Source organism: Citricoccus sp. K5 (assembly GCF_902506195.1).
Classification (GTDB): domain Bacteria; phylum Actinomycetota; class Actinomycetes; order Actinomycetales; family Micrococcaceae; genus Citricoccus.
The window spans coordinates 1,000,360-1,025,957 of sequence record NZ_LR732817.1 but is presented as its reverse complement, the minus strand read 5'-3'; the positions used below and the strand labels follow the sequence as shown (position 1 = coordinate 1,025,957).

15 protein-coding genes and 2 pseudogenes are annotated in these 25,598 nt (G+C 67.4%); 6 read left to right on the top strand and 11 right to left on the bottom strand.

Annotated features, from left to right (window positions below; genetic code table 11):
- Positions 1–36 precede the first annotated feature (36 nt).
- The 3 genes from ffh to ftsY all read right to left on the bottom strand — a co-directional run bounded on the left by ffh (position 37) and on the right by ftsY (position 4,518).
- On the bottom strand, positions 37–1,638 hold the full coding sequence (ffh, locus tag BOSE125_RS04400) for a signal recognition particle protein (RefSeq protein WP_159550347.1): 1,602 nt from the start codon (positions 1,636–1,638) through the stop codon (positions 37–39).
- A 120-nt stretch (positions 1,639–1,758) separates the two neighbouring features.
- Positions 1,759–3,087 carry an ammonium transporter gene (locus BOSE125_RS04395; RefSeq protein ID WP_236558133.1) on the bottom strand — a complete coding sequence of 443 codons (1,329 nt, stop codon included), beginning with the start codon at positions 3,085–3,087 and terminating at the stop codon, positions 1,759–1,761.
- A gap of 210 nt (positions 3,088–3,297) precedes the next feature.
- A complete protein-coding gene (ftsY, locus tag BOSE125_RS04390; protein ID WP_159550344.1) occupies positions 3,298–4,518 on the bottom strand; it encodes a signal recognition particle-docking protein FtsY in 1,221 nt (406 codons plus the stop codon).
- Between the two features lie 111 nt (positions 4,519–4,629).
- Between ftsY and BOSE125_RS04385 the strand changes: the two genes are divergently transcribed.
- Positions 4,630–5,934 (top strand): MFS transporter, encoded by a 1,305-nt coding sequence (locus BOSE125_RS04385; RefSeq protein ID WP_159550341.1) that lies wholly within the window; start codon positions 4,630–4,632, stop codon positions 5,932–5,934.
- On the opposite strand, the gene BOSE125_RS04380 is transcribed toward BOSE125_RS04385, so the two are convergent.
- Complete coding sequence (locus tag BOSE125_RS04380; RefSeq protein WP_159550338.1) at positions 5,891–9,670, bottom strand: AAA family ATPase; 3,780 nt, start codon at positions 9,668–9,670, stop codon at positions 5,891–5,893. The genes BOSE125_RS04385 and BOSE125_RS04380 overlap by 44 nt on opposite strands.
- 309 nt (positions 9,671–9,979) lie before the next feature.
- Between BOSE125_RS04380 and BOSE125_RS04375 the strand changes: the two genes are divergently transcribed.
- Together BOSE125_RS04375 and BOSE125_RS04370 are read left to right on the top strand one after the other, a co-directional pair.
- Positions 9,980–10,915 carry an acyltransferase gene (locus BOSE125_RS04375; protein WP_159550335.1) on the top strand — a complete coding sequence of 312 codons (936 nt, stop codon included), beginning with the start codon at positions 9,980–9,982 and terminating at the stop codon, positions 10,913–10,915.
- 950 nt (positions 10,916–11,865) lie between these two features.
- Positions 11,866–13,215, top strand: coding sequence for a hypothetical protein (locus tag BOSE125_RS04370; protein WP_159550332.1), 1,350 nt, complete (start codon positions 11,866–11,868; stop codon positions 13,213–13,215).
- A 104-nt stretch (positions 13,216–13,319) separates the two neighbouring features.
- On the opposite strand, the gene BOSE125_RS04365 is transcribed toward BOSE125_RS04370, so the two are convergent.
- A complete protein-coding gene (locus BOSE125_RS04365; protein ID WP_159550329.1) occupies positions 13,320–14,297 on the bottom strand; it encodes an ABC transporter ATP-binding protein in 978 nt (325 codons plus the stop codon).
- Positions 14,294–15,199, bottom strand: coding sequence for an ABC transporter permease (locus BOSE125_RS04360; RefSeq protein WP_159550326.1), 906 nt, complete (start codon positions 15,197–15,199; stop codon positions 14,294–14,296). The genes BOSE125_RS04365 and BOSE125_RS04360 overlap by 4 nt, the downstream gene beginning before the upstream one ends.
- 214 nt (positions 15,200–15,413) lie before the next feature.
- Here BOSE125_RS04360 and wecB point away from each other — a divergent pair, with 214 nt between their 5' ends.
- Together wecB and BOSE125_RS04350 are read left to right on the top strand one after the other, a co-directional pair.
- Positions 15,414–16,574 carry a non-hydrolyzing UDP-N-acetylglucosamine 2-epimerase gene (gene wecB, locus BOSE125_RS04355; protein WP_159550323.1) on the top strand — a complete coding sequence of 387 codons (1,161 nt, stop codon included), beginning with the start codon at positions 15,414–15,416 and terminating at the stop codon, positions 16,572–16,574.
- A 107-nt stretch (positions 16,575–16,681) separates the two neighbouring features.
- Positions 16,682–17,559 (top strand): annotated as a pseudogene (locus BOSE125_RS04350) (IS481 family transposase).
- 309 nt (positions 17,560–17,868) lie between these two features.
- Here BOSE125_RS04350 and BOSE125_RS04345 read toward each other — a convergent pair.
- On the bottom strand, positions 17,869–18,960 hold the full coding sequence (locus tag BOSE125_RS04345; RefSeq protein ID WP_159550320.1) for an IS110 family transposase: 1,092 nt from the start codon (positions 18,958–18,960) through the stop codon (positions 17,869–17,871).
- 196 nt (positions 18,961–19,156) lie between these two features.
- On the opposite strand from BOSE125_RS04345, the pseudogene BOSE125_RS17905 reads away from it, so the two are divergent.
- Positions 19,157–19,422: pseudogene (locus tag BOSE125_RS17905) on the top strand (transposase); the annotation flags it as partial.
- A gap of 39 nt (positions 19,423–19,461) precedes the next feature.
- Here BOSE125_RS17905 and BOSE125_RS04340 read toward each other — a convergent pair.
- Genes BOSE125_RS04340 through BOSE125_RS04325 form a run of 4 tightly spaced genes read right to left on the bottom strand, consistent with a single transcriptional unit; the run spans position 19,462 to position 25,407 of the window.
- Positions 19,462–22,728, bottom strand: coding sequence for a hypothetical protein (locus BOSE125_RS04340; RefSeq protein ID WP_159550317.1), 3,267 nt, complete (start codon positions 22,726–22,728; stop codon positions 19,462–19,464).
- Positions 22,729–23,301, bottom strand: coding sequence for a hypothetical protein (locus BOSE125_RS04335; protein ID WP_159550314.1), 573 nt, complete (start codon positions 23,299–23,301; stop codon positions 22,729–22,731).
- Positions 23,294–25,156, bottom strand: coding sequence for a hypothetical protein (locus BOSE125_RS04330; RefSeq protein ID WP_159550311.1), 1,863 nt, complete (start codon positions 25,154–25,156; stop codon positions 23,294–23,296). The genes BOSE125_RS04335 and BOSE125_RS04330 overlap by 8 nt, the downstream gene beginning before the upstream one ends.
- Positions 25,157–25,167: 11 nt before the next feature.
- Entirely contained in the window at positions 25,168–25,407 is a 240-nt protein-coding gene (locus BOSE125_RS04325; protein WP_159550308.1) for a hypothetical protein, read from the bottom strand.
- Positions 25,408–25,598 lie beyond the last annotated feature (191 nt).

Here is a 25,598-nt window from a genome sequence, read left to right as displayed (position 1 = left end):
CCACCGTGGTGGTTGTGGCCCTCGAGCCGTGCCGGCTCAGTTGCCGCCGAGGTACTTCTCGAACCCCTTGGGAAGGTTCAGCGACGACGGGTCGAAGCCGCCGTCCGGTCCGCCCTCGGCGCCCTGACCGAAGGCCGAACCCGCGGCTGGGGAGCCAGACCGCTTGCGACGGTCCTCGAGCTCACGCATCTCCTGTGCCGCCTTGGCCGGATTGCCCGACTTGGGCTTGGCCTTCTTGCCCTTACCCTTGCCCTTGCGGGCGCCGCCCGCTCCACCGGCTCCACCCCCGGGCACCCCGGGCATTCCCGGCATGCCGCCGCCGGCCGCCATCTTCTTCATCATCTTCTGGGCCTGGCCGAAACGCTCCAGCAGGCCGTTGACCTCGGAGACCTGGACACCGGAGCCGCGGGCAATGCGGGCCCGGCGGGAGCCGTTGATGATCTTGGGTGCCACCCGCTCGTGCGGTGTCATGGACCGGATGATGGCCTCGATGCGGTCGATCTGCCGCTCGTCGAACTGCTCCAACTGCTGACGCATGCCCTGGGCTCCGGGCATCATCATCAGGAGCTTCTTCATGGAGCCCATCTTCTTGATCTGCTGCATCTGATCAAGGAAGTCGTCGAGGGTGAAGTCCTCCTGGTCCACGAACTTCTGGGCCATCTTCTCGGCATCGGCCCGGTCCCAGTTCCGCTCGGCCTGCTCGATCAGGCTCATCATGTCGCCCATGTCCAGGATGCGTGAGGCCATCCGGTCCGGGTGGAAGACCTCGAAGTCGGCGAGGTTCTCGCCCGTGGACGCGAACATCACGGGCTTGCCCGTCACCGAGCGCACCGAGAGGGCGGCACCGCCGCGAGCATCGCCGTCGAGCTTGGAGAGCACCACGCCGGTGAAGCCCACGCCCTCGTTGAAGGCCTGGGCCGTGGCCACGGCGTCCTGGCCGATCATGGCGTCGAGGACGAAGAGGACCTCGTCCGGCTGGACCGCCGCGCGGATGTCCGCCGCCTGCTGCATGAGTTCGGCATCCATGCCGAGACGGCCGGCGGTGTCCACGATCACGATGTCGTTGTACCTGGCCTTGGCCTCGGCCACGCCGTTCCGGGCCACCTGCACCGGGTCCCCGGTGGGATCCTCGAACTCGCTGGAGACGCCCGGGTGCGGGGCGTAGACCGGAACGCCGGCCCGCTCGCCGTTGACCTGGAGCTGCTTGACCGCGTTGGGGCGCTGGAGGTCGGCTGCCACCAGCATCGGGGTGTGGCCCTGTTCCTTCAGGTGCTTGGAGAGCTTGCCCGCGAGGGTGGTCTTACCCGCACCCTGCAGGCCGACGAGCATGATGACAGTCGGGGGGTTCTTCGCGAGGTTCAGCCGCCGCGTCTCACCACCGAGGATGGCGACCAGTTCCTCGTTGACGATCTTGACGATCTGCTGGCCGGGGTTCAGGGCCTGGCTGACCTCTTCGCCGAGGGCCCGCTCCTTGATGTGGCTGATGAACTCCCGCACCACCGGAACGGCCACGTCTGCATCCAGCAGTGCCCGGCGGATCTCACGGGCAGTGGCGTCGATATCCGCTTCGGACAGGCGCCCCTTGCCCTTCAGGTTCTTGAAGGTGGCGGCCAGGCGATCGGACAGGGAGTTGAACACTGCGGTGCTCTTCCTTCGGTGGTTGGGGGTGGCGGCGGAAACTACCAGTTCCCAAGGGTATCAAGTCAGACGGAGAGGGGGCCCCGCTCGCTGGCGGGGCCCCCTCTCCGACTCGACTCCCTACTTCACACCGACCGAGGTGGTCTCCCGGTCTGCCGGGGCCGCAACGGCCACCGTCTCCTGCTCCCCGGTGTCCGGGGATTCGGAATAGGACGTGCCCATCCCGCCGCCACCGAACTCGTAGGCGTTCTCGCTGTGCAGGGACCGGTCCAGGCCGGCCTCCTCCTCCTCAGCGGTGACGCGCCACCCCATGGTGGCCTTGAGGGCGATCCCGATCACGAAGGTGACCACGCCCGCATAGACGACGGCGACCAGCACGGCCACCACCTGCGCCAGCAGCAGGGAGGCGTCACCGCCATAGAACAGTCCGGCGCGACCGTCCTCCATCGGCAGGCCGAGCAGGCCGATCATGACGGTGCCGAGGATGCCTGCCACGAGGTGCAGTCCGACGACGTCCAGGGAATCGTCGAAGCCGAGCTTGTACTTCAGGCCCACGGCCAGGGCACAGGCGGCACCGGCGATGAAGCCGATGATGAGGGCGCCCACGGGATCAACGAAGGCACAGGCCGGGGTGATGGCCACCAGTCCGGCCACGATGCCGGAGGCACTGCCGATCGAGGTGGCGCGCTTGCCACGGATCCGTTCGGTCAGCAGCCAGCCGAGCATGGCGGCTGCCGGGGCCGCGAGGGTGTTGACCCAGATGAGGCCGGCCTCCGTGGCATCGCCGGCGGCGCCGCCGTTGAAGCCGAACCAGCCGAACCACAGCAGGGCGGCGCCGAGCATCACGAAGGGGATGTTGTGGGGCCGGTGTCCCGGGTCCGTGCCGAAGCCCTGCCGCTTGCCGAGCAGCAGGGCGATGACCAGGGCGGCCACACCGGCGGAGATGTGGACGACCAGTCCACCGGCGAAGTCGATGGCCTCGCCCACGGCGCTGCCGATGACACCGTCGGCGGAGAGCAGTCCACCGCCCCAGACCATGAAGGCCAGCGGGCAGTAGACGGCGGTGACCCAGATCGGGACGAAGACCACCCAGGTGCTGAACTTGGCACGGTCGGCGATGGCACCCGAGATCAGGGCCACGGTGATGATGGCGAAGGTGGCGCCGAAGCCGATGCCGATCAGGTCCTCGGTGCCGAGGGCCCCATAGAGCCCGAAGTCGGCGAAGGGGTTGCCGAACATCCCGGCGATGCCGTCACCGCCGGTCATGTTGTAGCCCCAGAGCACCCAGACCACGGCCACCAGGCCGATGGACACAAACGACATCATCATCATGTTCAGGGCGGCCTTGGCCCGGGTCAGGCCGCCGTAGAAGAAGGCCAGTCCGGGGGTCATCAGCAGCACCAGGGCGGCACACACCATGGTCCAGACATGCCCCGATGTCAGTTCAATCGTTTCCACTGTTCATCCTCTCGCCGAAGGACCACCCGTGGTTCCCGGGCGGGGATGGCCCGGGAGATCATGCGGTGTCGCGACGGGTTGCGACCGGTCCCGCTTAAGAGAATGCGGGAGGCGTGTTTCACGGTCCTCGTCGGGTTGTTTCCCCGAGATGACGATCGCCCCGCATCGGTAAACAGCATGTTTCGCCGCCGGCCGTGGGTCTCAGTCGAGAAGGGCCTCCACGAAGCCCTCGGCGTTGAACGGCGCGAGGTCGTCCGGGCCCTCGCCCAGGCCGACAAGCTTGACCGGGACGCCGAGCTCACGCTGGATGGCCACCACGATGCCGCCCTTGGCGGTGCCGTCCAGCTTGGTCAGGGCGATGCCGGTGATGTTGACGACCTCGGCGAAGACCTTGGCCTGGGCCAGGCCGTTCTGCCCGGTGGTGGCGTCCAGGACGAGCAGCACCTCGTCCACAGCGGCCTGCTTCTCGATGACGCGCTTGATCTTGCCCAGCTCGTCCATGAGGTTGGCCTTGTTCTGCAGGCGCCCGGCGGTATCCACGATCACCACGTCGGCTTCCTGCTCGATGCCGGTCTTCACGGCTTCAAAGGCCACCGAGGCCGGATCGGCACCGTCCTCGTGGGAGCGGACGGTGTCCACGCCCACCCGGGCCCCCCACGTGGCCAGCTGCTCGGCGGCGGCCGCACGGAAGGTGTCAGCGGCGCCGAAGACGACCGTACGGTCCTCGGCCACGAGCACCCGTCCGATCTTGCCGACGGTGGTGGTCTTGCCGACGCCGTTGACGCCGACGACCATCATGACGGCCGGGCGGCCCTCCTTGCGGGAGGCGTCCAGGCGGCGGTCCATGGTCGGATCGACCATCTTGACCAGTTCTTCGTGGAGCATGGCCTTGACCTGCTGGGGGTCGCGGGAGCCCTCCACCGTGACGCGTTCGCGCAGGTTGTCCACGAGTTCCATGGTGGGCTCGGTGCCGAGGTCCGCCAGCAGGAGGGTCTCCTCCACCTCGTCCCAGACGTCATCCGTGATGTTGTCCGTGGACAGCAGCGCCAAGAGACCCTTGCCGAAGATGCTGTTGGACTTGGCCAGGCGTGCACGCAGCCGCGCCAGGCGACCGGCGGCGGGAGCCGGTGTCTCCAGCTCGGGGGCGGTCGGCGCCTCGGCCTCCACCACGTCCGTGGCGGGAACGGGGGCGGCGACCGGCGCCTCGGGTTCCGCGACCGCGGTACCCGCGGGGCCGGCGTCGTCCGTCTCCGGACGGTCCAGGACCGCGGTGCTTCCGGTACCGGTGGGCCCCGGATCATTGGCGTCACGGGTGGTCGGGTAGATGCCCCGGGGACGCTTGGGCCTGCGGTCGATGAAGACCAGCAGGACCAGGCCGACGAGCAGGACAGAGGCAAGCGAAATCAAGATGATCGGATCCACCGGACCAGTCTGTCACAGCTCTCCGGGTGACTCGCGATGGTACCCCGTGGCCAGTCGCGGCCGTAGCGGACAGGGCGGGCAGGGCCGGCCGCAGGTGGCAAGATGGGGGCCATGGCGCGCACGAGGAACACCGGGCAGGAGCGGGAGCGACTTCCCATCCCCCGGGAGATCAAGGTCCTCATCGCCGCCGCCTTCGTCATCGCGATCGGCTTCGGCATCATCGCCCCCGTCCTGCCCCAGTACGCCCAATCGTTCAACGCCTCCGCCACGGCCGTGTCCGCCGTGGTCTCCGCCTTCGGGCTCACCCGGCTGCTGTTCGCCCCGTTCTCCGGTCGCCTGACAAGCCGGTTCGGCGAGACCCCGGCCTACATGGCCGGAGTGCTGATCGTCTCGCTGTCCATGTTCCTCATCGCGTTCTCGCAGGACTATTGGCAGCTGTTGGTCTTCCGTGCGCTCGGGGGCATCGGTTCCACCCTGTTCACGGTGTCCGCGATGGCGTTCCTGGCCCGGAAGGCACCGCCGAGCATCCGTGGCCGGGTCTCCGGGGCCTACGCCTCGGCGTTCCTGATCGGCAACATCGCCGGCCCGGTGGTCGGCTCGGTGCTGGCGGTCTTCGGCTACCGCGTGCCCTTTTTGATCTACGGCACGGCCCTGGTCGTCGCCGCCGGGCTGGTGTTCTTCCTGCTGCGTGACTCCCGGCTCGCCGACCGCGGCAAGCCGGACACCCGGCCGGACATGAGGCTGGCCGAGGCTTGGGACCGGCCGGCCTTCCGCGCCGCGCTGACCTCCTTCTTCGCCAATGGCTGGGCGACCTTCGGCGTGCGCAACTCCCTGACGCCGCTGCTGGCCGCCACCGCCTTCACGGGGACCGGATTCTGGCTCGACGGACCGCAGATCGCCGGTGCCGCCCTGTCCCTCTTCGCGGTCGGCAACATCGCCGCGGTCACGTTCTCCTCGCGGTTGTCCGACGTGCACGGCCGCAAGCCCCTGATCATCATCGGTCTGCTGGTGGCCGCGGCAGGCACCGCCGTGATCGGCTGGATGGACAATCCGTGGCTGTTCCTGGCCCTGTGCGTGGTGGCCGGAGCCGGCACGGGCACACTCAACGCACCACAGCAGGCCGCCGTGGCGGACATCGTGGGCCAGGAGCGCAAGGCCGGCCCCGTGATGTCCACCGCCCAGATGGCCTCCGACCTCGGGGCGATCTCCGGGCCGCTGATCGCCGGGCTGGTGGTGGACTCGGCTGGTTTCGGCTGGGCCTTCCTGCTCACCGGCGGCATCCTGGCCGTGGGCGCCATCTCGTGGGCCTTCGCCCCGGAGACCAATCTTCCGGTGGCGCCGGGTGGCCCTCGGACGGGCGCCCTGCCGAAGGTCAGTCCGCCGGAGCGGCCCGCAGCGCCTCCAGACGCTGGCTGATGACGGTGCTCACGCCGTCCCCGCGCATGGAGACGCCGTAGAGAGCGTCCGCTACCTCCATGGTGCGCTTCTGGTGGGTGATGATGATCAGCTGGCTGTCCTGCTGCAGCTCCCGGAAGATCTCCAGCAGCCGCCCGAGGTTGGTGTCGTCCAAGGCGGCCTCCACCTCGTCCATCACGTAGAACGGGCTGGGCCGGGCCTTGAAGATCGCGACGAGCATGGCGACGGCGGCCAGTGAGCGTTCACCGCCGGACAGCAGGGACAGCCGCTTGACCTTCTTGCCCGCCGGCCGGGCCTCCACCTCGATACCGGACTCGAGCAGGTTGTCCGGATCCGTCAGGAACAGCCGACCCTCTCCACCGGGGAACAGGGTGGCGAAGACGTGCTGGAACTGGGCGGCGGTGTCCTCGAACGCCGCGGAGAACACCCGCAGCACCGTCTCATCCACGTCCTGGATGATCTTCAGCAGGTCCCGTCGGCTGGAGTCCAGGTCCTCGAGCTGACCGGACAGGAAGCGGTGCCGTTCCTCCACGGCGGCATACTCCTCCAGCGCCAACGGGTTGACCCGGCCCAGCGCGGACAGTTCACGCTCGGCCCGGCGCAGCCGCTTCTGCTGTTCGGCGCGGTCGAACGGCACCGTCTCGGGCTCAGGGCCCGTCTCGGCGCGGGTCTCGGTGTCGGCCTCGGTCTCGGAGTCGGCCTCGGTCCGCTCCGCGGGGGGCGCCAGCGGGACCGGCAGGTGCGGGCCGAAGTGCTCGATCAGGTAGTCCCCGGTCATGCCGAGGTCATCGAGGGACCTGTCCCGCAATTGGTCCAACTTGAGCTGCTGTTCCTGCCGGGCCATCCTGGCCGCGTGCAACCGGTCCTTGGCCTGTGCCACCGCCGAGCGGTGGTGGTCCGCGGTGCGCTGGAGCTGTTGACGACGCGCCGCGAGTTCCTCGCCGCGGCGGTCCAGTTCCGTGCGGTCCCGATCAGCGCGGGCCACGGCGTCCTGCACACGTTCCAGGGCCTGTGCCAGTGCCTGCGAGACCGCCGAGATCCGGGTCAGCCACGCCCGTCGCTTCTGCTCGGCCCGCTCCCGCTCCTGGTGGGCCAGGGTGGCAGCCGAGACCTGGCGGCGCGCCTGCTCGGCCCGTGCGACGAGCTGGGACCGGCTGGTCTCGGCGGCCCTCAGGGCCAGCCTGGCCTCGGTCTCCCGGTGCCGGGCGAGACCGGCCTGCTCCTCCGCTGTGTCCCGCGCCTCCGGGTCGGGAACGGCCCCCGTGTCCTCAGTCGACGCGTCCGTGGTCGAATCTTCCGCACTGGTCGGTTCCGCGGTGGCGGTCTCGGCCCGCCGCGCTTCCTCCTCGGCCCGTCCGACGCCGGCCGTCGCCTCCGTGAGGCGGTCCCGCAGGGCCGTGAGCTCGGCACGCTGGCGTTCCACACCGTCGTCGGCATGGGCCAGCTGCTGGTTGAGCCGGGCCAGCTCCTCGGTGACGGCCGTGAAGCGGGCATCGGAGGCGTCGAGGGCCTCGAGTGCAGCGGTCTCGGCGGCGATGGCCTCCTCGACCTCCCGGGCCAGCCCGGAGCGCTGGAACCGGAGCCGCTCGACCTCATGGGTGGCCTGCTCCGCCACACCGGCCGCCTGGTCCGCCGCGGCCTGGCGCTCCAGCCGGCTGCCCGATCCGGCCCCTCGGCCATCCGCCCATCCCGGACCCACCACGTGCCCGTCCCTGGTGGCCAGACGGACCGGCACACCCCGATGGAGCGCCGGAAGCAGTCCGCCGTCCAGGAGTGCGGTGGCCGTGGCCAGGTCCTCCACGAGCACTGTCCCGGCCAGCAGAGACCGCACGGTGTCCGCGATCGAGTGTTCTGCGATCGAGTGACCTGCGCTCGACGGTTCCGCGGTGCCGCCGGCGGCCCCCGTCTCGCCCTCGGGAATCCGGACCACGGACCCCGCGTCGGTCGCCCCGTCGGGGAGGTCCTCCCCCGGCGCGGGGAGGCCGAGGCCAGCTGCGCCAGAGGCGGTGATGGCTGTTTCCTCCGAACCGGGCACCCAGGGGAACAGCAGGCGCGCGTCTGCTGCGCCGGCGTCGGCCAGCCGACCCGCCGCCTCGACGGCTGGGGCGAGGCCGTCGAGGACGAGCTGCTCCGCAGGTCCGCCGAGGGCGGCGGCGATGGCGGCCTCCCAGCCGCCGTCCACGGTCAGGACCTCGGCGAGGGCGGTGGGGGCCAGGTCCCCGAGAGCCGTGACGGCGGCGCCGGCCTCCGGCTGGAGGGCCTCGGCCAGGGCATCCCGCCGGGCCAGGGCGGCGCCGTGGGCCGATTCTGCGGCGGCGAGCGCCTCGTCGAGTCGGGCCAGGCGTTCGCGCAGCCGATCGGCAGTCTCGGCGGCAGCTTCGTAGGTCGCGTCGAGTGCCTCCTCGGAATCAATCGAGCCGGCCAGACGATTCTGGTGGTCCGCCAGTTCGGCGCGCAGGGACTGCGCGGCCCGTTCACTGTCCGTCAGCCGGGACGTGGCCTTCTCCCACTGCGCCCGGAGGGACTGCTCGGTCGCCTTGGCGGCCTCGATGCGACCCGCCGCGACGGCGGCCGCTTGGCGCCGATCCGCGGCCTGTTGCAGGAGACGCGTGTAGGTGTCCGATGCCGCCCGGGCCGCGGCTTCGGCGCGCTGCCGCTCCGTGGAGGCGCCCTCGAGCTCAGACTGGGCCGTCACCACGGCGGTCTCGGCCTCGGCTGCCTCGGTCCCGGCCCGGTCGGCGAGGTCCCGCGCCGTGTCCGGGTCCGGGCCTGACGGCGCCGGGACCGGCTGACTGCGTGAGCGTTCCCGCTCAGCGGCCACGGCACCCAGGGAACGGTACCGTTCGGCCACGGTCGAGAGCCGGTACCAGTGGTCACGGGCTGCCGCGGAGGCCTGCCCGGCCGTGGCGACATCCGCGGCCAGCTCGGCAGCGGCCTCCTCGGCCCGGGCGACCTCGCCCTCGGCGGTGGCGACAGCCTGCTCGAGCTCCTGGTCTCCGGCACCCAGCTGCTCCAGGGCCGCCTGCTGCCGGAACAGGTCGTCCGCGAGCAGGCGTGACCGGGCATCACGGACGTCGAACTGGATCCGCTGCGCCTTGCGGGCGGTCTTGGCCTGCTTGGACAACGGCCCCAGCTGACGGCGCACCTCCTCGGAGAGGTCCCGGACACGGTCCAGGTTCGTGCGCATCGACTCGAGTTTGCGGACGCTGCGCTCCTTGCGCCGGCGGTGCTTGAGCACCCCCGAGGCCTCCTCGATGAAGCCGCGGCGTTCCTCCGGACTGGCCTGCAGGATCCGGTCCAACTGGCCCTGACCCACGATCACGTGCATCTCCCGGCCGAGTCCGGAGTCGGACAGCAGCTCCTGGATGTCCAGCAGTCGGCAGGAGCTGCCGTTGATGGCATACTCCGATCCCCCGCTGCGGAACAGCGTGCGGGAGATGGTGACCTCCGAGTACTCGATCGGCAGGGCGCCGTCGGCGTTGTCGATGGTCAGGGACACCTGAGCGCGGCCCAGCGGGGCCCGCCCGGAGGTGCCGGCGAAGATGACGTCCTCCATCTTGCCGCCGCGCAGGTTCTTCGCACCCTGCTCCCCCATCACCCACGTCAGCGCATCCACCACGTTCGATTTGCCCGAACCGTTGGGACCGACGACGGCGGTGACGCCGGGCTCGAAATGGAAGGTCGTGGCCGAGGCGAATGACTTGAAGCCACGGGCGGTCAGGGTCTTGAGGTACATGGTCCTTGTCTATGCCTGCGATGTCTGTCTGGGTCCATGCCGACTGGGACGGAATGCGGCCAGCCGGGCACCGGCCGGTGGGTCGGCGTCGAATCATTATCCCCTGCCGGCGCCGCCGAAGCCGTGGGCACGGTTCGGGATGCCACGGAGGGGCCATGTCCCTGACGCCCGTCGGGATTTCTAGCCTGTAACCTCATGACCAAGGTCACCGGTCCGGAGCCAGATTCCGGCTCCTCCGGTGACGGCCGACCGAACACCAGGGGAGTTCCTCCGCCGATGCAGTCCACCTCAGTCCAGGTATCCTCCCGGATGACGTGGATGGATTCCTTCCGCGGCATGGCCATGCTTATGGTCGTGGTGTTCCACTCGGTGGCCCTGTACAAAGGCCTCTCCGGGCACGACCATGTGCCCGTCGTGGACGAGATCGTCGGATTCTTTGACCCCTACCGCATGCCGCTGCTGCTGTTGTTGTCCGGACTGTTGCTGCACCGTGCCCTCGCCAAACCGCTGGGCACCTACCTGGCGGGCAAGGCACGGAAGATCCTCTGGCCCCTCATACTCTGGTCCGTCATCAACTTCGTGGTCATCGGCAATGTCGCGGGAATGCTGGACCCCGGTGCCTGGATTGACGGCACATACCAGTGGTTCCTGGTCGTCCTCATGGCGTGCTTCCTAGTGGCCCCACTCACCCTGTGGATCCCCTCCTGGCTGATGGCCCTCGTCTTCGTCGCCATCCTCGTGGCCGTGGGGACCCGCGAGCCCGAGCTGCGCCAGATCTTCTTCTTTGGCCCCTTCTTCTTCCTGGGGGCAGCCCTGTCCCGGTGGTTGCCTCGGATCCAGTCCGCCCCGGTCTGGGCGGCGGGCATCGTCGGGTTGGTCGGCATCGCAGTGGGTTTCGGTTCGGCCACGGACGTTCTAGTGGTCGCCCGGAGCATTCCTTGGACCGTGGTTCTTCCCGTACCGGGTCTGCTGGCCCTTATCTGGCTCGGCTCACGGCTACCTAGACTCGCCTTTTTCGAAAGGGTGGGCCAGCATTCAATCGTCTACTACGTGGTCCACACTAGCGTGCTGATTGTCCTGGCTGACCTATGGCGGGCGGGCGATTGGGGAACGCCTTGGCCGCGATCATCGTGCTATTCATCGTCGGGTTCGGTATCCCGGCCTTCCTCACGCGACATTGGGACCGGTTCAGCGGATTGTTCGAATTCCCCGCCGTCCGTCGAACTGCGCTCACCGGAGGCCTGAGATTCAGCAGCCAATCGGAGACCGGGTAGCGTCAGCGCCATCTCCTGCTGTCACCCGCCGTCGCAAGCCGAAGGCCCGGGCTGGAGGGCAATTCAATGACGGACTAGCCAACGTCCGTTGCCCCAACGCGGGGGATGTCATGGCATGGTAATAGGGTGTCGAACTATCTCACCATCGTTCTTCCCAGGCGTTTGGAAAACCGTCTCCTCGCCTGGCTGAGCCCGCATTTGCCCGCAGAACCGGGAGCGGCTTCACTCTCTGCCGGCCAGCACTCCCCCGAGCACCTCGTGGTGGACCTGCCGGGTACCGAAGCGCGCCTGCATCACATAGCCCGGTCGGCCGCTGCAGACGTGTTCGGTGACAACGGAGCCTGGCGCTCAGGCCAAGGGGATCGGGGAGCGCTCTTCCGTGGCTATGCCCAATCTGCCCACGGGGAGAAAGTGGTCTTTGGCGTCGCCGGTGCCAGGGCACTGGCCGCTGAGACAGATCCGGGCGGCGACCCGATCCGCGCGTCGGGGTTGTTTGCCTCTTCCCCCGGTGAGGAGTGGGACGGCTCCCATCTCGCCGTTCGCTGGCAACCGGGACACCTGCGCGTTCACACAGACTTCTTCCGCACGCTCCCTTTGCTGTATACCTCCGGGGCGGGGATGGCGGCGGTCTCCGATTCGTGGCAGCTGCTAGTCCGGCTCCGGTCCGCATTGGGACTGCCGGTGACCCTATCTCCAGAAGCGCTCTTGGCCATGCGGATCGACCGCGCCATCACTGAACACCCCATGAATGCCCAAACCGTCTGTTCCCAGGTGCGATTGGCCAGCGTCGCCACCCACGTGGTGGTGCCGCTGCAGAGCGAAGGAGCCGGCGAGATACGCTTCGAGCAGACACCGTATCCGGAGGCATTCAGGGCCCCCTCTGGGTCCTGGAGTCATGGAGTACGGCAGGCTGCGGTTGCCATGGCCTCCACGATGAAGGCCTTCGTCGCGCAGCCGGGAATTACCCTGCGGCTTTCTGCCTCGGGTGGCGCCGATTCCCGCGCAGTGCTCGCCGCCATGCGCCGGGCCGACCCCGACCAGCAGGTCAGCGTCATCTCGACCGCCAACCGCGGCGGTACCGACCAGCGCGATTACGAGGTGGTCCACGACTTGGCCAACCGCTTGGGAATCACCGTGGGGCGCAACCCGGCGGCGCCGGAGCCGACCGTAATTCCCTACCGCCACCCTTTCGCCACCTATCTGGTCGGTTCACTCGGGATACACCAGAGGATCAATATATTCCCAGGTCGGGTCGGCGGCGCGGGTCACTTCACCCTTACCGGCCACGGGGCCGGCGTGTACAAGACGTCCTTCGGATGGCGGCCGTTCTGGAAAGTCCGCCAGGATCTGAACCGTTTCGACACGGCCTGCGGTCCGGTCGCCGGACAGCTGGGCGTGCAGTTCCTGGAGTCCGTAGGCATCGATCCTGCGGCGCCGGATGCCAGCGAATGGCACTTCATCGGCTTGCGCAATTCCTTGCACGGCGGCAGGGTCACGCTCACCAGCCTGCTCGGCCACCCGCCACTGATGCAACGGGGCCTGACCGGTCTCGCACACTTGCCATCTGGCGCCCCGCAGTCCATGCCGGCCGAACTCCGCAGGGACCCCAAGCAGAATGCGCCCCGTCCCAACACCAACATGTCTGCGGTACTGCTTACGTTGCTGGACCCGGAGCTGTCCTCGATTCCCTTTGACAAGGCAGCCAAGAACATCGATGAACAGACCCGGGACGCCATCTTGAGGGCCGCCGGCGGCCCTCTCGACGATTCGGAGATACCTACGGCGGACGCGTACGGCGCTCCGACGGACGTGGTCAACGGTACGGCCGAGACCTTCCTGTCCCTGGCGGAATCCTGGGGTCAAGGAGTCGAGTTCAGCCACAAGGGGATCGCGCCCCTTGTCGCCGAGGGGGCACAGATCGCCGCCGACCTCGGTCTGGGTGACTGGTATCGCTCCTTGACCGACCAGGCCAAGCTCTTGCTCACCACAGACACTCACCTGGCTCACCAGCCCGGGGTCTTCGGTCGCTTGATGACGTTCCTCCCGCTGTCCGGAGCCACCGTGGATGGGCCCATGCCCACGGCTCCGATGATCGGTCCGGCAACCCAGCGGCACTCGCAGCAGCAGTCGGCCACCTCGGCTCAAGCTGCCGTAACCGTGCCACGCAGGTTCTCCGGTTCCGTCCTGAGGAAAGTGGCACGCCGACTCCGTCGTGGCAGCGTCCAGGCGCTACACCGGCGCCGAAGGTCCGGACGTTCCGGATCCGACTGATCCGTTGCCCCGTCGTGCTGGCCCTGTACGTCCAACACATCGTGGGCATATTCCCCAAGCACCCGCAGGGAGCGAGGAGCCTCGTCAGACGACCACGGGGCGCATCAGGGAAGCCGCTGAATGGGCATCGGCCGGTAGGTCGAACGGAACGACTCGAGATGCGCTTCCGCCTCCTGGAGACGCTGCTTCGCCAGCAGGAAATTGTAGCGGGCATAGCCCTCTAGGACTTCCTCCGGGTCACCGTCGGCCATTGGGACGCCGCGGTCCAGCCACAGCACCCGGGAGCAGCTGTCGGAGATGGTCTTGCGGTTATGGCTCACCAACACCACGCAACCCGCACTTTCACGCAATTCCCTCATCCGGGCGTGCGAGCGCTCTTTGAACTGCGCGTCACCGACGTTGAGCGCCTCGTCGATGACGAGCACCTCGGGGTCCCGGCTCGTGGCAATGGCAAAGCGCAACCGGGCGCTCATGCCCGAGGAGTAGGTGTCGATGGGCAGGTGGATCGACGTGCCCAGTCCGGTGGATTCCTCGATTTCAGGCAGCCGCTGGTCGATTTCCGCCCGCGACATGCCCAAGGCCAAGCAGCCCAGGATGATGTTCTGCCGCCCGGAGATGGCGGAGACGAGAGCAGCGTTGACCCCGAGCATCATGGGCGTTCCGCTGGACCAGACCTCGCCGGTGGTGGGCATCAGCTTGCCGGAGATGATCTTAGACAACGTCGACTTGCCGGAGCCGTTGCGGCCCACCACTCCGAGGGATTCCCCCTGTCCCACCGCGATCGTCAGTTGCCGCAACGCCCGGACCGAGACCCGAGGCTGCCGGCGGACCACGCCGTAGACTGCCCTCTTGTACCAGGGCAGGTGCTCGGCGACCTCGTCGCGGGTTGAGGGCACCTTGTAGGTCATGGAGATCCGGTCCAGGACCAAGGCGGGACGGTTAGTCCGGTCGATTGTCGGCTCGGAGTTCCCCGGGGCGGCCCCCCCGTCCGGACCGGCTTCCGCCTCGTCCAGGTCGAGCTGCTCGGACACGTACTCCTCCTGCTCCGGGTCCCGAGACCCGTGATGTGCGGCGGCGGTCATCTGCTGGCGTCCCTGCCGAGCGATTCATCAGCGCGCCAGAAGGCGAGCAATCCCACCACGAACAGCCCCACGGCCCAACCCGCGAGGATCAGCCACTGATCCCAGCCGGGGGTGACCCCGTACAGCAGGGACTTGCGGGAAATGTCCAGGACCTGGTGCATGGGATTGAACTGCAGGACGGCCAGGACTCCGGGGTGGCTAATAATGCTCTCGAACGAGTAGAAGACCCCGGACCCATACATCCAGACACGCAGGGCAAACGTCAGGATCTGCGAGAAGTCGCGGACCTTGGACACGATCCGGGCGAACAACAGCACGAGTCCCATGATGAGCACCAACTGCAGGAGCACCGTGGGGATCAATAGCAGCCACCGCCAGGAGATGACCTCCAACGGCGGAACGGCCAGGATCAGCAAGAGCATGGTGACCAGGGTGATGCCGTAGGTCAAGGACTCCTTGAGCACCGAGGACACCGGCAAGGCGATGCGGGGGAAATTGAACGCCTCGACCACGTTGTTCTTGCGCGTCAGGGAATTCGCGCCCTGCATCACTGTCCGGCTGGTGAACGTGAACATGAACACGCCAACCGTGAGATAGGCAAGGAAATTCTCCACGCCGCGGGAGGTGCCCAGCAACAGGCCGAAGATCAGGAAGTAAGTTGCACCGTTGAGCAGCGGGGTCAAAACGAGCCAGATGTTGCCGAGTAGATGCTCACGGTTCTCGACGCCGACGGAAACCTTGGCTTCATAGGCGATGAAATGCCGCACACCCCACAGCCGGGCCAGGTAGTTGCCCAGTGTTGGACGGGCTCCGACCCTCTTCAGGCCGGACATGTGCACCGAAAGCGCACCGGGGACCGACGGTTCGCCGTCCGCGACGGCGTCCCGCCCAGTGCTGTTCAACAAAGTTACTCCAGTTCGCTTCAGGTGTCCGGGCGGCCGCCATGGGACGCGGGCCGGAGCCGTTATTACTGCCGATCATTATAGGCGCATCGGTTCGGCTGCCCGGGCGGCACGCGGGTCGCCGGTGTGCTGCGGAACGCCGACCCGGTGTCCCGACGGTAGCATCGAGGCAAACCCCACGTGACCCGAAGAACCACCGCGAGGACCCTTTTACATGACCCCCCAGAAGATCATGCCGATCTACGGCACACGGCCCGAAGCCATCAAGATGGCCCCCATCGTCCGGGCATTGCAGGACGACGACCGGTTCGAGTGCTTCACCACCGTCACCGGCCAGCACCGTGAGATGCTCGACCAGGTCAATGAGCTTTTCGGCATCGTTCCGGATGCCGATCTGAACATCATGCTCCCGAACCAGACTCTCAACGGAATCATGGGGCGCACCCTCGCCGGGCTGGACACCCTGATCCAGGAGCAGAAGCCTGATGCCGTGGTAGTCCAGGGCGACACGACGACCTCGACGGCCGGCGCCATCGCCGCCTTCTACCTGGGGGTTCCGGTCGTCCACGCCGAGGCCGGACTGCGCTCGCACAACCTGTTCTCCCCCTTCCCGGAGGAGGCGAACCGCAAGATCACCTCCCAGATCTCCTCCCTGCACCTGGCCCCCACCTCGACGTCCCGCGCCAACCTCGTGGCCGAAAACGTCAATCCAGATGACATCGTCGTCACGGGCAACACCGTCATCGACGCCTTGCTCACGACCGTGGAGAAGCGGGTGCCCTTCACGGACCCCGCCCTGCAGGACCTGGCCGAGCGCACGACCTCCGGTTCCGGCCAAGTGCTACTGGTGACCACCCACCGCCGCGAAAACCAGGGCGATGCCATGCGTGGCGTCGGCCGCGCCCTGGCCCGCCTGGCCGAAGGCATCCCCGGACTGACCATCGTGCTCCCGGCCCACCGCAATCCGGTGGTGCGCGAGGCCGTCCTGCCCGCACTGCAGGGTCTGGACAACGTGCTGGTCACCGAGCCTCTGGCCTACGGGGAGTTCACCCACCTGATGAACATTTCCGATGTGGTCCTGTCCGACTCCGGCGGAGTACAGGAGGAGGCACCGTCCCTCGGCAAGCCGGTCCTCGTCATGCGGGAGAACACGGAACGCCCCGAAGCCGTGACAGCCGGGACCGTGAAGCTGATCGGTACCGACGAGGAACGGCTCGTCGCAGAGACCACCGCCCTACTGACCAACCGCACGGCCTATGAGACCATGGCCCACGCCGTCAACCCCTACGGAGACGGCCGTGCCGCCGGCCGCACTGCAGCCGCCATCGCCCAACTGCTCGGGGTCGGGGAACGGATCGAGGACTTCACCCTCTAGGTGTATCCGGCCATGAGGTTGGTGACGGTGTTTCGGGGTTAACGTGAGGGGAGCCTCCCGGTGAGGTGTGGCTTGTCGAAGGCTGCACCAGCACACAGGAGGCTCCCGTGTCCCACCGTAATGCCCGGCTGACCGTCCATGGCCGCCGATTGATCATCCAGCGCCACGAGGACGGGTGGAAACCCCCGCATATCGCCGCCGCGATGGGGGTTTCCCGCAAGTGCGTGTACAAGTGGATCGGCCGCTATGCCACCGAGGGCGAGGTCGGCCTTCAAGACCGGTCCTCCAGGCCGCACACGATGCCGACCAAGACCCCCGGCCAGACCGAGAATCGGGTCGTGTCCGCCCGGTGGGAGCACCGGGCCGGACCAGCGGTGCTGGCCCGGCTGACCGGGGTGCCGGCCCGGACGATCTCTCGCATCCTGGTCCGGCACCAGGTGCCGTACCTGCGGGACTGCGACCCGATGACCGGGGAGCCCATTCGGGCCTCGAAGACCACCGTGGTGCGCTACGAACGCGCCCGCCCGGGAGAGCTGGTGCACGTGGACGTGAAGAAGCTCGGGAAGGTCCCGGACGGGGATGGTTGGCGGGCCCATGGCCGCATGATGGGCAGGACCTCGGCCCAGAAGAGGGCGCGGTCCGGCTATGACTTCGTGCACTCCATGGTCGATGACCACTCCCGCCTGGCCTACTCGGAAGTGCTGCCCGACGAGAAGGGCGCCACCTGCGGGGCGTTCATCCTGCGTGCCGCGGCGTACTTCGCCGTCCATGGCATCGCCAGCATCGAGCGAGTCATCACCGACAACCACTGGTCATACCGGCGCTCGACCGATGTACGCGCTGCGATCGCGGAGATCGGGGCCCGACACAAGTTCATCCGACCGCACTGCCCATGGCAGAACGGCAAGGTGGAGCACTACAACACTGAACGAGGCCACAGTGCACTCGGCGGGCCCCGCCCATCAGCCGACTGTCACCAACGTGATGGCTGGGTACATCTGATATGTAGTGGTTTCCTGTCAAGAAGCAGGGCGAGGCGCCCGTCCCTGATCATGGGGCGGGCGCCTCTTGCTTCGTCCTGGCGGCGGTCTGGTGAGCGTGTCGACAGTCGACGCGCGGTCAGACTGATATGCGCGGGTTGGCTACCGCAAGACGGGGTGTTCGGCAGGAGCAGGACCGCGTGTCTAGAGTCGGGCGTCACCGGGCATGGCGTCCGGTTGCCCATAGTTGTCTCGCGGGTCGCTCCTCGCGCTGCCACCATCCATCGTCGCAGGACGAAGCGGTCTATGGGGTGTTACTCCTGCATCACGGCCAGAGACCAGCACCCGCCGGCCAGTTCCCGGGCGATGGCCACATTAGCCACGGTGCCCCGCTTATTGCGCTGAAGGAACCGGACCCAGCGCTGATGTAGGCGCCGGTTGCCGGCATCACCACGGAGCCGGGCCTGGGCCGGGGCGAGATTCCATCGGTCCTGCATGGTTTTGCCGATCCGGTATTGGGGGCGGTGGTGCCAGGCGGCCTCGACCAGCAGGCGACGGGCGTGGGTGTTACCGGCTTTCGTGATCGGCCCCTGGGCCCGGGAGGCACCAGATGAGTGTTCCGAGGGGACCAGTCCAACGAAGGAACCGATGGTGTTGCCGGTGAACCGATGCCAGTCACCGATCTCCACCGCAAGACCGAACCCGGTCAGGGTAGAGACCCCGCGCAAGCACCCCAGCCAGCGCACCACATCCGTGAACTCCGAGTCCGCGGCCATGGCCCCGATGGCCGCATCGAGCCGGTCACGGCGGGCCAGAGTGGCCATCACGGTCTCGTAGTCGGATTCGAACGCCATCAGGGTCGGCCGCTGTGTCAGCCGAGGCCGGGCCTCGTGCACCAGCCACGTGTGGTGGGCACCGGTCCAGGCCTGGCCGCCGTTATAGACCAGGCCCTGGCGCAGCAGCAGCTTCGAGAGCCGGTGCCGGGCCCGCATCAAATCGCCCCGGCAGTCTTCCCGAGCCCGGACCAAGTCCCGGGCTGACTCCTGATCCGCGGAGGGCACCGCCACCGAGGTCACCTCGTCCAGGCGCAGCAGCCTGGCCAGGTGCACCGCGTCCTTCGCATCGGTCTTGATCCGGTCTCCGGCCGGCCGCTGGAGCTTGGACGGGGCCACGACCTCACACCGGATCCCGGCCTCGGTCAGGGCCCGGTACAGGCCGAATCCGGTGGGGCCGGCCTCGTAGGCCACCGCCACCGGGCCAGGCAGATCGCCCAGCCAGGACAGGATGTGCTCATGTGACGGGGTCAGTCTGGTCTGGATGAGCTCTCCCGTGACGCCATCGATCGCCGCCGCGGCGACGGATCGTGCGTGCACATCGAGCCCGACACTCGTACGCTCGGTAAACACCGGGGCCTCCCACAACTGTCGGCAAGGCCGGGCAAGGGGCTTCTTGTCCGGTAACCCACGAATCTCTGTGAGCGAGGCCCCGGCCCGCAACCCCTCCACGCCGGACGGGTCACTACATACCGTCTAGGGCGTGTCTCCCATATCTGCGATGAGGCGCGAGGCAGGCTGGTGGCGTGAGGTCAACGGGATCGCGTAACGGTACCGGACCGGGATCCCGTGGCGGGACCTGCCCCGGAACAGTTCGGCCCCCGGCAGACCGGTGTGGAAGCGGCACCGCCGCTACGCCGCAGGATGGCACGTGGGACGGAGTTCTGGCCCACGTGCCGGCCGAGGCGGATGCGGCCGGACAGATCGACTGGTCCGTCTCGGTCGATGCGAATATCGCCCGAGCTCGTCAGCACGCCACGCACACCACCCGTCCGGACCAGGACACAAGGGGCCGGGGCGAATCACAAGAAACTGCCGCTGGCCACGATCGTCCCCTGCCGGGTCCGATCTCCCTCAGGATGGGAGCTGCTGGTTGATGCGCAACATTCGAAAGATCAATTCGAGCGCTTCGGCTCTGTTCAGAAGCGACGACGCCGGTCCGACGCCATCGGGCTGCGCCTTCGGCAAGGCGCTGGCCACCTGGGTCGGGACGATCCGTCGATCATGCAGCCTGTCCACGTCCTCCGCCCCAGGGGCGAGGACCACATCAACCCGTCGCGCATAACGCAACACTGGTTCCAGGTCGGCCGAATCGTCGTCGAGGAACCCAATCGGGACGTTGTAGCGCCGAGCCTCCGTGATGGCCAGGTCGAGGACCGTATCCGAACCGGACACAATCGTGTTCCATTCCGCATGCCTGGCCGCGCGGCCGCTGATCACGAGGGCGTCAAGTCCCTCGCGGATCCGCAGCAGAGACGACTGACGGTCCAGTTTAACCCCACGCAAGGGCCTGGCCAAGGGCGTCAGGTCGAGGTTGCCGCCGATGAGGCCGACCACCGGCCTCCGCATCAGCAGGGGGCGCGCGATTCTGTCCTCGATGGGCGATCTGACGTCCAGGCCCTGGGTCTGCGCCCCGTGGACCACCCCGGCATGGCGGGCTGCCATCAGGGACAGAATGCCACGGTCGGAGGCGCGATAGGGGTCGGCCGCCGCGGCCGCAATGCGGTCGGCCGCACCGGACCTCTCGGTGACATCCCATGTGGACTGCAGTCCCAGCCGTTGAGCGGCCACCTCCACCGCGACGGCCGTGAGTTCATCGCCAACCGCGTGTACTGACCCCGCACCGTCCTGTAGCGCACGCCGGCTGATCCGGTCCACCCAGGCATCGAGTACGGAATTCGCCTGATCCCAGGCCGCAGGCAAGTGGATCGTGGACAGCGGGCCGACGGCAAGGGCGCTGACGGCGTCCCTAGCTGAAAGACCTGGTCCATACACCACCAGTGCGGATACTCCACCCGGGCGCAGGGGCGGGTATACACGACGGCTCAGAAGGTGATGCACGCGTTGGCGCAGGGCCGGAACACCAAAGACCTCGCCGGCGAGCCGTCGCTGCCGTGATGTCTGCTGCCATGGGTGGTCCACGGTCGGATCAATGAGTGCCTGGGCACGGACGTGCTGGTCCGCTGCCACCAAAGTTTCGGCCTCGGCCCATGTCCCTGTGAGGCCCGTCGAGGGGTCCACCTCCACCAGTTGGGCCGCTGGCCCGGAGCGTCCAGAGGCTTCGGTGGGCCCCAGTACCCGGTTCAACCAATCGTGCACCACCGTACGTGCATCGTAGCGACGCGCGAACGACGCGGCCTCAAACCCGTGCACGTCGTAGCGGGCGGGATCCTCGTTGGCGTTGAGTATCAACTCAGCGGCCTGCGCGGCATCGTCCACGTTCCACCGCTCAGGGAAGATCTCATCTGAGCCCTCGCGACGCCAGACCACGGGCACCGCGCCGGAAGCCATCCCCTCGGCCGGCGCCAGATGGAAGGTTTCCCGGGTGCTCGTCGAGAGCATCCAGCCAATACCGCGGAACCAGTTCCCCATGTCCGGTCCGAAAGAATCGAACACCACGGCCTGCCGGAGCCCGGGATTACGCTGCAGCCGCTCGAAGAAGGCCAGATACGATTCCCGGCGGACGAGATTCTTCCACACGTAGGGGTAGTTCCACGGCAGGTGACCGCGCAGGTGCAGGGTGTATCGGTCGTCGTGTGCCAGGAGTTCCTCGAGAAGGTCAAGCGCGCGGTCCGGGCGCTTGAGCTCGGGGATAAAACCCGCCATGCCGAGATGAAAACGTGCATCGCGGAGCTTGGGCCGGGCCAGGTCCGACGACTGGACGGTATTGGCAATCACCGAAGTACGTTCCCGTGGCCATCCGGTTATGTCAAGGGCCTTCTGCCGATAGAAGTCCGAGGCGAACACGACCGTCTCAACGGCACCGATCTCGATGTCGTGGATGGGCGGCTGTCGAAGTTCGTAGCCGTGCAAATGCAGAATGAGCCGTTGGTTCGGGAGCACGTTGTGGCTGTACCAAACCGCATTGGCGCTGGCGAATTCGCACAGGACCACCTCGGCCCAGTCCAGCAGTGGGCGGCTGGCCTCCGGTTGCGGCTTCCCGTTGAATTCCCAACGATCCACCCGCAAATCGATGTCTTCGCGCATGGATAGGGCTTCGACCATATCCCCGGCGAACTTGAAATCCGCTCCGACCAGGAGCACCTTGAGCTTTTCGGGCCGACGGGGCACCGCGGCATAGTCCGGCAGATATGGGGCGAAAAGCTCCGCAACGGCCCCGGCAAAACCGGAAGCGGGCCCGGTGTCCGGAGCAGCCGGCGGCGGCACGTCGTCAGCAGTCTGCCGCCCGCCGGCTCCGCGGTCCGCCCGGTCCAGATCGGCCGTCAGCGTCCCGGCACCCCAGCGCGGCGTTGAAGCGTAACGCGGCAGGGCAGGCAAGACGCCGTGCTCGGCAAAGAGCTCGATGCCTCTGGCTTCGAACCAGGTCCGGATGGCTTCGACGCGATGGCCCTTGCCGGAGTCCTCGCCGGGCACGAATCCCAGCGGCCGTACGCCATGCAAGGCCTCGGCCAGGGACCGGTCGTCGGGGAGGACGGCGCGGGCTCCGGGGATGGCAGCGAATTCACGGTGGACCGGATGGGTGCGCAAGGTGGATTGCAGGTCCGGACCGCCAACGAGGAAAACCGGCTGCGGGTCGCGTCGTGGCCGAATCGCATCGGCATGCCTTCGGATGGCAGCCAGGCCGAGCGGTCCGGTGAGTTCCAGTTGGATGACAAGTGCGGGCGGTCCCCCTGCAGCGGCACGAAACTCCGGGAGCGGGCCCCTTCCCGCGATCGGGAAGACGAGAACGTTCATGGCGGAGTCCCAAACGGCTCCCTCTACCGTGCTGCGGGCGTCTTCGTCGAAGACGATCACCTTGCGGGATGACGACACTGCAGCTCGGATGTCGTCTTCGTTGGACTCCGTGATGGCGAAAGGGCGACCCGGGGCACCCTGAAGGAAGGTCCACAGCCGGTGCCGTTCGAAGCCGGACTCCACGAGGACCTGGCCGACCGCCATGCTGGTGGCCAGCACCACTTCGGCGGTCGCCAGGGCGCCGACCATCGGGACTGACATGGCCCTGGTCTCCACGGGGACGACGTCCACCCGGGCACCGGCCTCCCGCATCGCGGAGGCGGCCTGATCCACCCAGTAGGGCGCCTCCACGGGTTCCGCGGAGTCGTCCCGACCGGGAACCGCCCATACCAGCAGTCGGTCCTTGAACGGGTTGGCCTGCACCATCTAGTCCTGTCCTCCACGATTCGCGTAATCCATCATCGTCGCCAGCAGCTGCGACCGGGGGCTGCCCTCCGTGTCCGGGTCCGCTGTGGTGGACGTCACGATGAACGTGGCACCGTCGATCAACCTGGCCACGGCTTCCGGCCGCCCCAGCCCGGGAACGTCAGGGATCACGTAGGTGGTCACCCGAGACTCGTGATTGGCCAGGACCAGGGCCTTGAGTTCGTCAGCAAGGTACCGTCGGGGTCCTGATTCCGCCCCGGCCCACGGCCCGGTGAGCATGGCGGCCGCGTCGATCACGGTGCGCAGGAACCCATGGCTCTCCTGCTGGGCCGCGGTCATCCCGGGCGCCGCAACGACAATCGGATGATGTCTCCGGATGCGTCGCAACAGCTCCCTGCTGCCCACCACGAGCAATGGGTCTCGCGTTTCGCCGTCGTCGCTCGGCACCACGCGGTCGAAGCCGGCCATGGCCACCAGGTCCACCTCATACGCGGTGGTGTTGACGGACGGGGTACCGGCACGCCCCAATTGTTCCAGCAAGGGGCGGACATCCCCCGGTACGGGCTCAGTCATCGATTCGGCCTTCCACCCTGTTCTTTTTGTCCTCAATCAATTTCCACAGCATCTCCCGGGCCGCATTGGGGTCGCCGACCGGGGTCTTCACCCGGGCCGGTTTGCCACTCAGGATGCTTCCGTCCTCCACCAGGGCCCATGCGGCGGCCTCCGACCCCGCATAGTCGCTCCACTTCGAGGGGAGAAACGGATTGACCTGGTGGTCGGGGCCCGAGTGCGCGTCGTTCACTATCAGATAGTCGAACGCGGCCGTGACCCCCAGAAACTCGAGGAACGGCAACGAGGCATTGAAGGTCACCAGGTGCTCGATGCCGTGAGCACCCACACCGTCCTGGGCGCGTTTGACCAGCGCTTTGAACGACTTCTGGGAGAATCCCGCCGGTTTGGACGCCAGTCCTCCCTCGGGTACGAAGTTCGTGAAGACGTGCAGGTGCACATGGTCGCGCATCTCGGGTGACAGCATCTTGAGGGCAACGGTCAGGTCCGTGATGCCCCTGGTGGCGTAGAACTCACCGAAGTAGGCCAGGTTCAGTTTGGTCGGATCCACCTTGTAGTCCACGGTTCGGGCCGAATAGTAGACCGGTGGCAGGGTCGGGTGGTTGGAAACCTCGGCATGGCGTCGGACCCGCTCCACCAAGGCGGGACTGTAGACGTGTTCGAGCATGGATGCCATTTGGTGCTCGTTCGTGAACAGGACCGTCTCCGCCAACGCATAGGGCAGGATCTCCGCGAGTCCGAAAATGGTGAAGTGGTCGTCTGGGATCCGTCCATACTCCGCCTCCACTGGGGCCACGAGGTCGGCGAGGAAGGCGTTGTTTCGGTCCAGGGCATCACCGCGTCGGTTACCCTCGACGTCAAGGGAAAGGGGATCTGAGAACTCGGCCACCCACTCGATGTCGGGGTTTTGCTGCTTGTAGGCAGTTGCCAGGTAGTGCGAGGACGCCCAGTTCGCCCGGCTGTATAGGAAATCGTAGTTCTGCCCTTCGGCCTTCCAGGACGCAATCTGGTCCATGCCCTCGCGGCAGAATTCCTCGTAGGCTTCCCAGGACGCCCAGGAGGGCCGCAGGTCTAGATAACTCTGACGGCCGATGTAGGGACGGGAAATGATACCGACCGTCGGGTCGACCTTCTTGTGGTTGACCCAGGAGCACGAGATGACGTCCATGGTCCGGGCGAAGTCCCGCAGCCGCTTGGAGGCGACTGTGGACCCGGTGTCGGCAAATGGCGCAAAGTTATAGAGGATCGCCAGACCGCTGGCGCCGGTCCGGAAACGGTCCCAGCGAATATCGGCGGCGCGTCCGGAAACGGCCAGCCGGTCCATGAGGTCGCGCCGATATTCCATATTCCCCGAAGCGGCCTCCGCAAGGCCGCGGTACACGTCCTCCGCAACCAGATTCGCCAACCGGACGACCGCCGGTGGCCGCCCGTTGCGGATAGTCGCCCATTCGTCGAGGAACTGAAGATAACGCCGTGCATCGTCTGCCGCGGAATGACCGGCGAAATGCACCCCCGCCGGATGGACGGAGACTGATGTGGCAGGCGTCGGGAAGACCGACTCGACGGAGACGTCGACATCCGGCGAGGGTCTCAGGTCCACACGCAGACCTCGATCCGACAGCGTGATGATTTGGCTGAGACGCCGCACCTCAGTGCGTTGGTCGGCCAACGACGGCACCTCGTCCAGGATCTCCTGGGGCCACAGGACATGGTCCAGCAACGCCGGGTCTGAGATGTCGTCCGCTCCAGCTGTCACGACAGCGTCCGCAAAGCCGGCCACCACTGAAGGCGGACCAAGGAGAGGAAGAAGCATCGTCGCTGGTGGGGTGTCGGGAAGGGGACCGGAGTATTCCTGCATCAGCGCGTGGACTACTTCCCTCTCGGCGCCAATTGGGTCAGGGCCCCAAGGTCGGCCCGGACGGCCGACAGGCCACCGTCCAGCGAAGATCTTAAAGATTCCTGCTCGGCACGCAGCCCAGCGAGCTCAGCACGCGTAGCGGCAACTTCTGCCGCCAGCCGGTCATGGTCCAGGGAACCGTCCCCGGAGCCGGTGCCCAGCCCTTCCAGGCGTTCGCCGAGAGACACCAAGTGACGGTTGTTACGGGACAACAGTGCCACCACCTCGCGGTTATCCTGCGCCGGAGCCGATGGACTTGATCGCGTAGGAACGGAGCGAGCGGTCTGGCGGAGGGCGGTTTTGGTCGCGCGAAGCTGCCGACGGGACTGGACTATCTGAAGCGGGGCGAGCAGAGCCACCGCCACGCTGAGGCAGGCCACGGCGCCCGACCAAAGCGACAGTA

Bases quoted from the DNA above. Each gene is read 5' to 3' on its own strand.
- BOSE125_RS04330 (WP_159550311.1), bottom strand. From the start codon at position 25,156: ATGCAGGAATACTCCGGTCCCCTTCCCGACACCCCACCAGCGACGATG.
- BOSE125_RS04340 (WP_159550317.1), bottom strand. From the start codon at position 22,728: ATGGTGCAGGCCAACCCGTTCAAGGACCGACTGCTGGTATGGGCGGTT.
- wecB (WP_159550323.1), top strand. From the start codon at position 15,414: ATGACCCCCCAGAAGATCATGCCGATCTACGGCACACGGCCCGAAGCC.
- BOSE125_RS04335 (WP_159550314.1), bottom strand. From the start codon at position 23,301: ATGACTGAGCCCGTACCGGGGGATGTCCGCCCCTTGCTGGAACAATTG.
- BOSE125_RS04365 (WP_159550329.1), bottom strand. From the start codon at position 14,297: ATGACCGCCGCCGCACATCACGGGTCTCGGGACCCGGAGCAGGAGGAG.
- BOSE125_RS04375 (WP_159550335.1), top strand. From the start codon at position 9,980: ATGACGTGGATGGATTCCTTCCGCGGCATGGCCATGCTTATGGTCGTG.
- BOSE125_RS04370 (WP_159550332.1), top strand. From the start codon at position 11,866: ATGGCCTCCACGATGAAGGCCTTCGTCGCGCAGCCGGGAATTACCCTG.
- BOSE125_RS04380 (WP_159550338.1), bottom strand. From the start codon at position 9,670: ATGTACCTCAAGACCCTGACCGCCCGTGGCTTCAAGTCATTCGCCTCG.
- BOSE125_RS04385 (WP_159550341.1), top strand. From the start codon at position 4,630: ATGGCGCGCACGAGGAACACCGGGCAGGAGCGGGAGCGACTTCCCATC.